This is a genomic window from Leptospiraceae bacterium (genome assembly GCA_016708435.1).
Taxonomy (GTDB): domain Bacteria; phylum Spirochaetota; class Leptospiria; order Leptospirales; family Leptospiraceae; genus UBA2033.
This window is the reverse complement of sequence record JADJFV010000004.1, coordinates 352,126-365,264: the sequence shown is the minus strand read 5'-3', so window position 1 is coordinate 365,264 and position 13,139 is coordinate 352,126. Positions and strand designations below refer to the sequence as shown.

12 protein-coding genes are annotated in these 13,139 nt (G+C 36.2%); 11 read left to right on the top strand and 1 reads right to left on the bottom strand.

Annotated elements, in window-relative coordinates; all coding sequences use genetic code 11:
- Positions 1–121: 121 nt before the first annotated feature.
- From IPH52_09920 to IPH52_09895, 6 genes are all read left to right on the top strand, one after another.
- Positions 122–1,687: a caspase family protein gene (locus IPH52_09920; GenBank protein MBK7055355.1), complete on the top strand. Its 1,566-nt coding sequence runs from the start codon at positions 122–124 to the stop codon at positions 1,685–1,687.
- 14 nt (positions 1,688–1,701) lie between these two features.
- On the top strand, positions 1,702–1,950 hold the full coding sequence (locus IPH52_09915; GenBank protein MBK7055354.1) for a GlsB/YeaQ/YmgE family stress response membrane protein: 249 nt from the start codon (positions 1,702–1,704) through the stop codon (positions 1,948–1,950).
- A 275-nt stretch (positions 1,951–2,225) separates the two neighbouring features.
- Positions 2,226–2,831: an alpha-ketoglutarate-dependent dioxygenase AlkB gene (locus IPH52_09910; protein ID MBK7055353.1), complete on the top strand. Its 606-nt coding sequence runs from the start codon at positions 2,226–2,228 to the stop codon at positions 2,829–2,831.
- Positions 2,832–2,876: 45 nt separating this feature from the next.
- On the top strand, positions 2,877–3,038 hold the full coding sequence (locus IPH52_09905; GenBank protein MBK7055352.1) for a hypothetical protein: 162 nt from the start codon (positions 2,877–2,879) through the stop codon (positions 3,036–3,038).
- Between the two features lies 1 nt (position 3,039).
- On the top strand, positions 3,040–4,881 hold the full coding sequence (locus IPH52_09900) for a RecQ family ATP-dependent DNA helicase (protein MBK7055351.1): 1,842 nt from the start codon (positions 3,040–3,042) through the stop codon (positions 4,879–4,881).
- Positions 4,874–5,965, top strand: coding sequence for a hypothetical protein (locus tag IPH52_09895; protein ID MBK7055350.1), 1,092 nt, complete (start codon positions 4,874–4,876; stop codon positions 5,963–5,965). The genes IPH52_09900 and IPH52_09895 overlap by 8 nt, the downstream gene beginning before the upstream one ends.
- A gap of 8 nt (positions 5,966–5,973) precedes the next feature.
- Here IPH52_09895 and IPH52_09890 read toward each other — a convergent pair whose 3' ends face one another.
- A complete protein-coding gene (locus IPH52_09890; GenBank protein MBK7055349.1) occupies positions 5,974–6,588 on the bottom strand; it encodes a hypothetical protein in 615 nt (204 codons plus the stop codon).
- Positions 6,589–7,180: 592 nt separating this feature from the next.
- Here IPH52_09890 and IPH52_09885 point away from each other — a divergent pair.
- The 5 genes from IPH52_09885 (at position 7,181) to IPH52_09865 (ending at position 13,010) form a co-directional block, all read left to right on the top strand.
- Positions 7,181–8,119, top strand: a complete 939-nt coding sequence (locus IPH52_09885; GenBank protein MBK7055348.1) for a rhomboid family intramembrane serine protease — start codon at positions 7,181–7,183, stop codon at positions 8,117–8,119.
- A gap of 2 nt (positions 8,120–8,121) precedes the next feature.
- A complete protein-coding gene (locus IPH52_09880; GenBank protein ID MBK7055347.1) occupies positions 8,122–9,231 on the top strand; it encodes a VWA domain-containing protein in 1,110 nt (369 codons plus the stop codon).
- Between the two features lie 9 nt (positions 9,232–9,240).
- A complete protein-coding gene (locus IPH52_09875; protein MBK7055346.1) occupies positions 9,241–12,048 on the top strand; it encodes a hypothetical protein in 2,808 nt (935 codons plus the stop codon).
- A complete protein-coding gene (locus IPH52_09870) occupies positions 12,045–12,251 on the top strand; it encodes a hypothetical protein (GenBank protein MBK7055345.1) in 207 nt (68 codons plus the stop codon). Before IPH52_09875 ends, IPH52_09870 begins: the two co-directional genes overlap by 4 nt.
- Positions 12,252–12,428: 177 nt before the next feature.
- Positions 12,429–13,010: a DUF1318 domain-containing protein gene (locus IPH52_09865; GenBank protein ID MBK7055344.1), complete on the top strand. Its 582-nt coding sequence runs from the start codon at positions 12,429–12,431 to the stop codon at positions 13,008–13,010.
- The last annotated feature ends 129 nt before the right edge of the window (positions 13,011–13,139 follow it).

Sequence of the window (13,139 nt, the reverse complement as noted above, 5' to 3'; positions counted from 1 at the left end):
GACAAAAGGTTATTTTAGATGAGCTAGATACAAGTGGAATGGATGCACCCGACACAAGTTCCCTTAGAGTATCCAACTGGAAAAATAATACAGCCCTCAAATCAAAGGCAATCGAATTGTATTGGAAGACCATGAAACATCTAGATGTCTTTCCATTCGAGATGATAATTTTATTCTAGGAACAGAATGGAATTTGCGTTATTACAATAAATCAGGACAGGAGATTTGGAAAGCGCCTGCACCCGGAATTGCATGGGAAGTAAACCTTACCCGTAACGGTAAATTTGCAGTAGCCGCCTTTGGAGATGGAACGATTCGTTGGTATAAAACAGAAGACGGAACAGAATTACTTTCTTTATTTCTGCATAAGGATAAAAGAAAATGGGTAATCAGCACTGCTTCCGGTTACTATGATACAGCCCCTGGAACAGAAGAATTTTTAGGATGGAATGTAAATAGAGGAAAAGATCATGCTGCCGATTTCTTTCCACTCGCTAAGTTTAGGACCAAATACTACCGACCAGATATCATTGACAAAATCTTAGACATTGGAAATGAACAAGAAACTATTTCTAAAATGAATGAGGATTCCGGTAGAAAAAATGAAACAAGTAAGTTAAATGATCATTATCCGCCAGTGGTAGAAATCATTTCTCCGAAGAGTGTATTTAAAACGGCAAATAGACATTTAACCATTCAATACAAAGTAAGAACTCCTTCCGGAAATCCAGTTACAAGCATAAAAGTATTAATCGACGGAAGACCAATCTCGGGAACAAAAGGTATGAATCTAGTCTCGATAGAAAAAGACAGTCCACCAAAAACTATTACAATTGACATTCCGCCGCGCGATAGTGTTGTTAGCCTCATCGCACAGAGTAAATACAATACTAGCGAGCCAGAAAATCTAATAATTGACTGGGAAGATAAATCAGAAAAACAAATTCAAAAACCTAGACTATTTATTCTTGCAATTGGAGTAAGTGATTACAATGAATCAGATTTAAAATTACAATTTGCTTCGAAAGACGCTACTGATTTTGTAAAGACAATGGAAAAACAAGAAGGCAAAATGTATAGTGATATTACAGTAAAGACATTGCTAGACAAAGAGGCGAATACGAGTAATATACTAGATGGTTTGGAATGGATTCAAAACGCAACGAAGGTAAATGACTACGCTATGATTTTTATTTCAGGACATGGAGTAAACGATGCCTTGGGTAATTACTATTTTCTTCCATCTAACTTTGATCCAAACAAATTTAAAAGCACTGGCGTTTCCTATTTAGAAATTAAGAATACACTAAACTCAATTCAGGGGAAGGTAATCTTCTTTGGAGACACCTGTCACTCGGCGAATGTTTTCGGAAAAGGAAATCCATCTGATATTACCATTTTAATCAATGAACTATCCGACGCAGAGAACGGCATAGTAGTGTTTACCTCTTCGACAAAAAACCAACTCTCTCTAGAAGATAAAAGTTGGGGCAACGGGGCATTTACCAAGGCTCTAGTAGAAGGGTTAAATGGAAAAGCAGACTACTCAAAAAAAGGGCGAATTACTATTAATATGTTAGATTTGTATTTATCAGAAAGAGTAAAAGAACTCACAAAAGACAAGCAAACGCCGGCAACTTCTAAGCCTGATACCATTGCTGATTTTCAAATTGTAGATTTAAAATAAAAAGGAGAACAAATATGTTTCAATTAATTGGAATGATTATAATAGGAGCAATCGCTGGTTATGTTGCAGGGCTTTTATTTAAAGGAAAAGGTTTTGGATTTTTAAAGAATATGCTCTTAGGTATTGCTGGCTCCGTTGTTGGTGGATTTCTCTTGCGGCTAATAGGCTTTGCCTCCTTCGGCATCATTGGCAGTCTAATCTCAGCCCTACTCGGCGCACTCGCACTTCTATGGGTATTCAATACCTTTTTGAATAAAAAATAACTTTTAAAAGATTACCACGGATGAACGAAAAAGGATTTTTACAGTCATTTCGAACATCGCTTGCAGGCTGGATTTGCGGCTAAGCAAAAGGGTTGATGTGAGAAATCTATTTTGCTTAAAACGATACCATTAAGTAAAATAGACCTCTCACGATTTTTCCGCCCTGCGCTTGATCGCGCCCTTCGCCTTCGCATGTTCGAGGTGACAGGGGTAAATAACTCTTATCCCATTTACATTAAATGAAAACAGTTTTAATCAGTTATTATTAAAATACAATGAACTTATTTACTCAAAAAGGGGCTTATAATGTTTTGCCGTATGATGGGATTGCGGAATACTATGGAGTTATATTCGATAAGATAGAGGCAAATGAGTATTTAACCAAGCTCCTAAATACTATCGAGTGGAAAAACGATGAAGTCATTATTTTCGGAAAGCATATCACCACTAAAAGAAAAGTAGCCTGGTATGGAGATGCAGGTTTCAACTATTCCTATTCAAACACCGAAAAGAGAGCATTGGAATGGACAGAGGAGCTAATTATACTTAGACGCAAAGTTGAAGAATTATCCGGTATCAAATTTAATTCCTGTCTTCTAAATCTATACCATGACGGAGACGAAGGAATGTCCTGGCATAGTGACGATGAGAAATCGCTTGGGGAAAATACTTGTATTGCGTCATTAAGTTTTGGGGCAGAGCGCAAATTTTATTTTAAACATAAAAAGACTAACCAATCTTTATTCGTAACACTTGAGCACGGAAGCCTGCTGGTAATGAAAGGAACAACCCAAACAAATTGGCTACACGCTCTTCCCAAGTCCAAAAGAATTCATAAACCTAGAATTAATCTAACCTTTCGAACCTTTGTCCATGTTTAAAATTACCATTGACATTTGGGAATTGGTAATTAGATTGGAAGTGTTATGAATGAGAATAAAAATATATCTAAGGAATCAAAAGAAAAATCTTCCGTTCGTAAAAAGAAGAATTTCCTAGTTGTATCTTCAGATTGGATTGGTGAATTCGATCCAGTAAAGCTAATTCAAAAAGCACGCAAAAAAAGAGAAATTACCATTTCCAAATAAAATCCATTTGCAAAACCTAGAAGAACAATTATCATCCGTATTTCGCCTATCGTCCTTTCGAGATGGACAAAGGGAGGCTATTAATGATTTGCTTTCGGGCAAAGATGTAGTAGCCGTTATGCCGACAGGCGGAGGAAAGTCCCTACTCTACCAACTTCCTGCTAGCATAAAAGAAACAGGCGTATCGATAGTAATCTCTCCCCTGATTGCACTTATGAAAGACCAGGTGGAGTCTCTCAATCGAATCGGTGTCCCTGCTCTATTTTGTAATTCCTCTCAGGATGAACTAGAACAGCTTACAGCGATTAGCCGAGCAGTGACAGGAAAAATCAAACTACTTTATATCTCACCAGAGCGGGCGCTTTCCTCATATTTCACAACGATGCTAAAGAAAATGAAGGTTAATTTCTTTGCTGTAGATGAAGCTCATTGTGTTTCACAGTGGGGACATGACTTTAGACCGGAATATAGAGAGCTTCACCGGCTACGCCTCATTCACCCAAAAGCTCCTTTTATTGCACTGACTGCAACTGCAACAGCAAGAGTTTTACAGGATATACAAAACTCTCTCAATCTAAACAATCCTTCACTCATTAAAAAAAGTTTTCTTCGACCCAATCTTTCTTTTCAAATCGAATACCTACGAACAGAAACTGAAAAAGATACAAAGCTTTTAGAAATTCTTGAATTGGAAGAAGAAAAAAATCACAAAGGAAGAATTATCATTTACTGTGCAACTCGGAACAAAGTAGACGAAGTTTGTAAATATCTACTGGATAATGGTCATAAGGCGGCGAGATACCACGCAGGTAAGACCGACTCCATGCGCGAAAAAACACAAAATAATTATTCATCTGGAAAAGTAAAGATACTTGTAGCTACTAACGCATTTGGAATGGGACTTGATGCACCTGACGTGAGACTGGTTTTGCATTATCAGATTCCGTCTTCGGTAGAATCGTATTACCAGGAAGCAGGACGTGCAGGTAGAGATGGGAAGCCTTCTAGATGTATTTTATTTTTTCAAAATGGAGACTTAGCAGTTCAGAGTTTTATCATCCGAAAAGAATCCAACCGTAAGGGAGGAGAAACACTATTAGACGCAATCAAGGCTTACGCCTACTCTACCGTTTGTAGGCAAAAATTTCTATGTGACTACTTCGGCGAAGTAATTGAATCCTGCGGGATATGCGATATTTGCCGCTCTAAGACAAAAGATACAAAGCATTCTTACTTAGAAGAATTAGAAGACAAAAAACAAAAGAAATTAGAGAAGAGCAAATACGAATTTACCGCTGATGAACTAAAGACAATCAAAGAACTATTGGTTTATTATCCGGGAGTATTTGGCAAAAAGATTTTAGTAGGAATTTTGCGGGGATCAAAATCAAAAGCAATACTCAGAATGAAAGTAGACAAGTCTCCTTTTCATGGAAGGCTATCTAAAATTCCAGAAGAAGCAATTCTTGCAAAACTAGAAGACTTAACTTTTACAAAAGAAATTAAAATTGCAGGGCAAAAATATCCAAAGCTTTATTTGGCAACTCATCCGCCGATTTCTAAAAAAGAGAAAATAGAATCCGAGATTGCGTCTGGCACAAGAGTCCGTAAGATTCAGACTCCAAGCCAAGCACTCGTGAAGGCGTTAAAAAATTACAGAGATAGAGAAGCAAGAAAATATAGGTGGAAAAAATTTATGGTTCTGCATAATGCAGTCATCACGCGAATTGCAAATCTAAAACCTGAAACCAAACAGGACCTAATTCATATCAAAGGTCTTGGCGACGCTAAGATAGAAAAATTCGGAGATGGAATTTTGGAGACAATAAGAAAATATGGCTGAAGAATCAAGATTTAATACGTATAGAAAAAGAGTAAAAAACTTCCTTACTTTTAAAAACTTTAACAACCTTCCGAATTTCATTGAAATACTCGAAAAGGGATTAGAGAAGGAACTTTCCTTTAGTGCTTCTAAATCAGATACTCCCATTCCAGTAGAAGAACTTCCAATCGATTTAAGTTTACGCAAATCAGGTATTATCCGCAAGGTATATGAAAAAATATTTCCAGTTACCCATGTATTTCAGATTTCTTATAAATTCAACGGTGTGTTTATGGAAAATTTCATGCCGATTACAAATGATGATTTCATAGGGCGAGGTGGATATAAATTCGTTTACAAACTCCCTTGGAACCAAGTAGTAAAGGTAGGCAAATCGAAATTAGGCTCTGATCCACTATTCGGTTCCTTATTTAAAGAAGTTTCTAAGAACTTAGAAATGTATTTAAAGCCAGAAGAGATGGAGCTAAAAAATTATCTACAGAGTAGATGCTTTAAACATTCTTCGAAAGAACTTCTAGATTTTAAATTCAAACGACTCGGTCTAGAAAGACTTCATTACTGGAAAGTAAAGACTCTACTTCCTGATTTAGTATTGCCGACAAAATTTTTCATGGGACTTAGAAGCAGACGAACGCCAGTCGGTATACCGCAAACTACGATTACCCCCTGTGATAATCAAATACTCATTCCAGGAAAGCATCTTAAAGAATTTGTAAAGCTAACCGAAAAAGTAAAACAAAATCCGCTCGAAGATAAATTTCTACCGAAGTGGAAATTAAACTTTGATACACATAAATTTGGAAATGTTCCTGTTTCTAAACTGAAAAAAATTGCATTTAACTTTCATCGAGTCATAGAGGCTACTCGGTATTTGGCTCAAAAGGAAAAATTAATCCTAGACTTACATTCCGAAAATATTATCATCATGCTTCCTGAATTTGAACTTCGCATATTTGACTTCCATGTATTCGATGAGCATTTGTATGATCCGGGCGAAAATGGATTATCGCCCGAAGAAGAGCACATCAATACAATCAATGAATTTATTAATTCGTTTGAATTAGGGAAACATCCAGAGGAGTAGTGCCGTCATTAACTAAGCACGCTCAAAAGCTTTCGTTTGAGAATTTCGCATTCCTCATCCGTTAGGCGATCTCGCTCTGGTGTGCATAACAAAAAACTATCGCGTATCTCTCGACTTCCTGTCTTTGCAGTGAAAGAAATAATATTCACATTCATCAGATAGAGAAGTTGTGATATTTCATAAAGAAGCCCCGGTCTATCGAGAGTTCGAATATCCAATACAGTCGAATCAATCGACGGCGGATTAAACAGATTAACCGTAGAATTGAAAGGTTGCTTATACGAGTCAACGTCTTTGCCGGATTTTTCGAGATAATCAATGACAGACATCCCTTCATAAAAAAGGGAATTTAACTCCGCTTTGATTTGATGCAAAGCCTGTTCTGTCATCTTCTCGCCTTGCAAATTTCGAATGATAAACACATCCTTCACAAGTCTACCGTCTACCGTCTCCGCAACAGCTTCTTCAATGTCCCAACCATGTGCAAAAAGAACAGAGGTCACTTTATAAATAATCCCCTTCTCATTATGAGAAACGGTAACCTTTAAAAGGTAAGAGGAGTTTCCTTTGTTTGTGCAGGTCAAGTCAATCGTTTGCATATTTTTTTTATACAATGTGCTCATATTTTAAACTTCCTTTCTTAAAATTTTACCCTTAATCAGGAATAACGTTTGTATAGATAATATATGCAATAATTGTGCGAGACGTATTGAGTATAACGGAAGTAGTTCGGACATAGAAGCGACATAGAAGCCAAATTCGGCTTCTATGTCGCTTCTATGTGGCTTTTAGATTGGTATTATGTAAAAGGAAAGGATGTCTTTATCTTGTAGAGTCTCGTTCCTTAGCTACTCTCCAGCGATTAATAAGATGTCATTGTAAGTTTCTTTAGAAATTCTAAAACCAAGTTGAACACATAAGTCTTTCATAAACCTGATTCAAAGTATCCATTTTATTTAATTGAAATAAATATTGTAATGGAGATGTATTTACAATAACTTTAGGCATTATTCAAATCAGAAATCAATTCTTCTTTTGTTAAGTTAAAGGTCTCAATTCCATAATCATTGTATTTCCGACGTAATTTCATTTGTCAGACAATTTTAGTGCAAGTAGCCTTTCGTCTGGTATTGGAATTGTTAGGGATTCTTTGACCCCAAAACAAACATAGGATGACTTGACTAAATGAAAGAGTTGTAAAATCTAATCCTTAATATGGCAAAAAAGAAAACGGTAACAGCGCCCACTCTATTTGGGTATTCAATTTTTCATCCTTTGAATTTGATCTTACTTATGAACTGCATTGTGTTTTTAATGCAGTTGAGTGAGAATTTGACGATGACTTATCTTTTTGCACTAACCCCAAATTTATTCTTATCCGGTAGCTATTGGCAGATTTTTACTTATGGTTTTTTACACTCTACTTATTTTGACATAATTCCTTTTCATATTCTCATGAATATGTATGGTTTCTATATGCTTGGCAAATACATTGAACCAATCATCGGAAAATCGAAGTTACTATCTCTTTACTTTCTAGCTCAATTAGGCGGTGGAATTTTTATCATGGGAAATGCGTTAGTCATGAAGTATATCATAGTTCCTGAGAACGTTGAGATGCTAATGAAAATTCCAACAGTCGGCGCAAGCGGTGCAGTATTTGGTCTCCTTGCAGTATTTGGACTCTTATTTCCCGAAGAAGAGTTAATCCTTATTATCCTCCCTATTCGAGCTAAGAACGCAGTATTTGTTTCCCTCGTGATTGGATTTCTATTGGAATTTTTCTATTCTGCCCCCATTAGCAACCTCGGACATTTAGGTGGAGCTATTGTAGGATTTGGTTTTTATTTCTTCGTTATTAAAAGAACAGAACAAAAAATTGTATTTAAAATTACTCTAACCAAGGATGAATTTGCAAAGGCGATAGAATCTAAAAATGAACCTTTCAAAGATCAAATTGCACAAAATGTTAAAATTAGAGAAAGCATTAAAAAAATAAACAACCTAGCGGATAAAGAAGAGTATCTGCAACCGTATCAAATCCCTAATGCAAATATTTGTAGTCCTGCCACTTATAACACAGAAGATGATTTTTGTTTAAGATGTGAATGGTTTGGAAATTGTATGCTTAGAAAATCAAAAATGGAGAATTAACTATGCAACTAAATAACCCTCGTTTAAAAGTTCTACTGAGTCTTCTACTTGTCGGCTTATTGGTATTTGTCCCACTTCTCAGTGAGTCTCTTGAGATTCTCACCGATGATGACAAAGATGGAATCAGCGATGCACTAGAAAAATACGCAGGACTCGATCCCAAAAAAGATGAATGTGATCCAGCCGGTTGCAGTGGATTCTATGGAGATGAGTATTTAGTCATGATACTAGATCAAAGTGGTAGTATGGGTGAAAAACTAGGCGATGATACACGCATGGAAGTTGCCAAAAGAGTTTCTCTTAAGTTAATCGAAAAATTCCCAAATACAGCCGCAGGACTTGGATTTTATTCTTATGGAACTAAATTACCAGAAGGCGAAGAACAAGGAGGAGAGGATAATGGCTGTAAGTCTTTTACAGAATTACAATCTCCATTTCAAAGATTTAATCGCAAAGGTCTAAAAGAGCATATAAGCAATATGAAGCCAGAGCTTGGAACGCCTCTTGCCTATTCTCTTTTAAAATTTAGAGAATCCATTTTGGACAAAAAAGGGAAGTTCAATCTAATCTTAATTACAGACGGTGGAGAGAGTTGCAATGGAGACCCGGTCGAAGAAGCAAAGAAATTAGTGATGCTAAATAGCAAAACACTTGCTATTAAACTTTCTGTCATCGGCTTTGGTGTTGACGATAAGACAGCAGAAGAATTGAAAAAAATTGCTATCGCATCAGAAGGCACATACCAGACAGTAGCCTCAGAAGAAGGACTCGAAGATATTTTCCAAAAGCCAATCAAAGACATCATCGCAAGCTTCCAAGGGATTTTATGTTTACATAAACAATTAGACAAATTACTGTTATGCGAACAAAGCAGAGACAACAAATTGCGAGCAGCATTTAACAGGCTGAACTCCCCTATGTCGAGTCCATTTTCAGACGAAGAGAAGCAAACTCTAATCAAATACTATCCACAAACAGAAAAATACATTCACACAAGAATCCAGGCATACACAAAAATTAAAAAAGAAGGAACGGAAAGTTACATCAAGCGAATTGACGAGATGAGCAAATTGATAGTAGCCCCTATTGACAGAATTAAAAAGAAGAAGTAAATGCTTTTCGTGAAATCCTTTTTTAAAAGGAAGCTAGTTCGCTTTCTGATAATACTGATTATTCTCTACAAGCTCGTATTCAATGCGTATACGGGCGAGTTTTTAATTAAGAAAGGATTTTCCTCTGCGTCTACCGGCTCTATCTCTCTCGATGTAAAACGTTTTTCTCTTTTCTTTGGAATTATCATAAATGATATACTGATTGCATCGGGAGATGACTTTGACAAAAAGCCAATCTTAAAATTAGAACGCTTAGCGGTTGCTTACAATTTGCCGCTACTCTTTACAGGTCGATTAAAGCTAACAGAGATTTCTCTCACCAAGCCAGAAATACATGCATGGCAAAAAAATGGAAAGTGGAACTATGAGACTTTATTTCCTCCCGGTGAGGAAATAAAGGAAGAAGAGAAAAAAGAAGAAACGGAAGGTTCAAATGAACTATCTCTTCCAATTCCAGTCAGTGCTTATTTGAATTTTTTCATTCATGATTTAAAAATCGAAATAGAAGCCGAGAAAGGGGAAAAATACTTTTATGCGTTCCTTGATAATTTTAGTTTTTACTTTCTGTTGAATACAAAGCGGTTTTCTACTCTACCTTATTCGACAAAAGCAATTTCAATCATAGACGAATTAAATATCCAACTCAATCCTACTGATGATATTCAAATCTCGATGAAGGATAATATCGCTTCGCTGCAAACAGATTTAAAACTTTCGCTTCTTCTAAATAATAACAATTCAGGCGATGTGCCAATGCTAAGTTCTAGCTTAAACATTGGCTCAGAGCATATCCCAATCAAAATGAAAACGGGAAATATCCAACCGTTTAATTTTAAAATCGGTTATGATCTAAATTACACACCCGACACCGATAAGGTAGAATTAAAAGATTTAATCATTTCTTTTGCTGGCGAAAAATTCCTAGTGGGCAAGGGGGAAATTCTAGATGCATTAAAAGAAAATCCAGAAGTTCATTTTGAAGTAACTGAATCCAAGATAGATTTGGATAAGGTAGAGCGGATAACAGACACTGTTCCCATTATACCAGCTATGAACTTGAGTGGTATTTTTAGTTTAAAACCTTTAAGCGTAAATGGTAAACTAGACAATCTAAAAGTAGATAGCGGAATTCATGGTAAAAACATTATTGTCGAATTGTTTGGTGCTATTCACAATATGCCAATCATCGACTTAGATGTTGTAGCTTATTTGAATTTACTTACCAAAGAAATATCTTCGCATAATAACCTTTTGCCCATACTTACCAAATTGGAAATTCACAACCTAGAAGGACAATACAATGGAATCGTTCTCAAGATTAAAGGAGAAGTCTCTCCGCAAGAAAAAGTAGAAGTAAATTTAGATTTAGATAAAGTTATCATTGAAAAATTTGTTCCAGACGTTATGGGACGAGCCCATTTATTTATCAAGGTTACAGGAACGAAACTGGCATTGCTTAACATTGATCTCAAAGCCGGTTTACGAGGCTTGAGATATAAATTGGGAAGAGGACTTTCTGGAATCAACGAAATAGAATTGAAATTAAAGACGTTAGTTGACTTCGATGGCGGATTTCAAATCGAAACACTAAAAGTAGAACCACTGACACTAACGGTTAAAAATGAAAACAAAGAAATCGCAGCAAGTATTGATTCTGTTCTAGATTTGGATATGACAAAAGGCACAATCGCCAAGCTCGACAAATTGAAAGTAAACGCTAACGTCACTCACCTAATTCCTACAGTGCCTGTTGCTCTTCGCGGAACAATTGCGGGACTTCGAAATAGTCTAGGAAATCTATTGACTCTAAATGGAAACGCTAACTACAAAGAAGACAAATCCAAGAAAAGAATTGATATTGGGTTAAATGCAAGTTTGCCGGCACTAGAACTGACTGACCTAAGTATTGCGAGCATAGTCGAAATTGCAAAAGACGAAAAGGAAACTCTTACTATAGACAATATTACTCTCTCTGCTTTTCAGAATAAATTCAAAGGACTCTTTAAGGGTAATTTTTATAAGCCGCGCACTGCAAGTCCTCCTCTTGGTGAATATGCTGGAGAGTTAAACGGAAATTTAACCCTAGAATCGGATATTTTCCGTTATGTGCTAAAAGGAATGTCTTTTAAGGGAGACCTGGATATTGACATCAATGTAAAAGACAATCTAATCAAAGGTGCGCTACGCTCGAATGATTCTTCTATTGTCTACAAGACAAGCACCTGCCCCGGAAAAGGTTGTCAGGTGTATGAAGTCAACGGGCTAAAGATGAATATCCCCTTCTTGCATGACATCAACGACAAGACAACAGAAGATCTTTTGAATGGAAATAAAACTAATTTCGTAAAGACCTATGGACAGGATGCACTACCAAATCTATCTATTCAGTCCATTACAGGAACTCATCCTTCTTTAGAAAATGCAAAACTTGATTTTGTAAAACCTATTGCGGATAATCCTGGTTTTGTGGCACGAATAGATTATATCGAAAATTATTTGACAATTGACAATATGAAAATTAGTTCGATGAATGGATTTATTTATGGAAAGGATATTTTATTTAACATCGGAAATGGTGATCCGTCTAAGATTGAGTATACTGCAGTGCTACAGATTAGAGACATTGACTTAGGAGAGCTTTTACCCAAAGAAATGCAAAAGAAAATTGATGATGGAAAAATAAAACTAGATTTGAATGTTTCTGGAAAAAATCTAAATGACCCAATTGAAAATTTAGATCTTTTTTTTAGCACCTTTTACATTGGAGAAGATTTTGGTAAGAGCGCAATTCGAATTGTAAGTCCGAGAATTGGATGACTGATCGGATTATTAATAGTTACCGCGTTGATAAAATTGAAGTCGAGCTTACTAAGGGTCTAGTCTACGCAGTAATCAAATTTCAAAAATCAGTGTTTAACACTCTGGTGTTTAACGTTGAGAAGGATATGATTTCACAAGAAAGAATTCCGCTTGCCAGTTTTTTAAAGCGGACAGAAACGGAATTATCTACCTACAAATGATAATAACTGATTCTTACTGATTAGCACGGATGAATACAGATGAACATGGATAAAAGAAAGATAAAAATAGCATGGAAGCAAATACAAATATTTAGATTCACTTTACGGGACTTTGTAAAAGCACAGATTTTTCAGCGCATAATGCAGAGAAGTCAAACTCTGTGCCTCTGTGGCTCTGTGGCAATATTGTTACTCAGTTCCAATTGCACTACACTTAGACCACCAGCTATTACATTCACCCAATCCCAAACTGCCGCAGAGAGACAGATGATCGGAGAAGGAAAAGACTTAGAGAAAGATGGGTGGATAATATCGTCTATCCGCACATCAGCTTCCGGCTCGGACATCTGGGAAAAAGAAATATTAGACAAAGAAATTCCAGAAGGTGAATTAGACGAGGCAACTTATACTGCTTTAAAAAGAATAGCATACCTTTCAAAAGATGTAAGAAATTTCAAAAAGAAAGATTTCATCGGAGAAGCATTAGATGGGCAAATCAAGATTAACCCATTGGTTAATGAATCTAGATTTAAAAAGGAATTTCCAGAAAATAAATCTAAAATTGAAGAGCTATTAAAATTAGTCAATGAATCTAGGAAAATTATCTACGAAAATAAATTACAACGATTATCCAGTGCAAATCTGAAGGAACAAGAACTAATCAAGAAAAAGGACGCTCTCCTACTTACGTATTTTCAAACCGTTGAAGACGGCGAATACTACGAAGCCAAACGCGGCAAATGGGGACGCAAAGAGTAATGGAAAAAGATTACCACGGACTTGCACTGAGCCCGTCGAACGTGTGGACACCGATGAGCACCGATGTTATTTTTGATATTTTAAAGAATATGATAACAGTCACCTCGAACCATCTATTGCGTTGGATTA

What these genes read in the sequence shown, in the direction of transcription:
- IPH52_09915 (MBK7055354.1), top strand. Translation starts at nt 1,702, where the DNA reads ATGTTTCAATTAATTGGAATGATTATAATAGGAGCAATCGCTGGTTAT.
- IPH52_09910 (MBK7055353.1), top strand. Translation starts at nt 2,226, where the DNA reads ATGAACTTATTTACTCAAAAAGGGGCTTATAATGTTTTGCCGTATGAT.
- IPH52_09905 (MBK7055352.1), top strand. Translation starts at nt 2,877, where the DNA reads ATGAATGAGAATAAAAATATATCTAAGGAATCAAAAGAAAAATCTTCC.
- IPH52_09895 (MBK7055350.1), top strand. Translation starts at nt 4,874, where the DNA reads ATGGCTGAAGAATCAAGATTTAATACGTATAGAAAAAGAGTAAAAAAC.
- IPH52_09890 (MBK7055349.1), bottom strand. Translation starts at nt 6,588, where the DNA reads ATGAGCACATTGTATAAAAAAAATATGCAAACGATTGACTTGACCTGC.
- IPH52_09885 (MBK7055348.1), top strand. Translation starts at nt 7,181, where the DNA reads ATGGCAAAAAAGAAAACGGTAACAGCGCCCACTCTATTTGGGTATTCA.
- IPH52_09880 (MBK7055347.1), top strand. Translation starts at nt 8,122, where the DNA reads ATGCAACTAAATAACCCTCGTTTAAAAGTTCTACTGAGTCTTCTACTT.
- IPH52_09870 (MBK7055345.1), top strand. Translation starts at nt 12,045, where the DNA reads ATGACTGATCGGATTATTAATAGTTACCGCGTTGATAAAATTGAAGTC.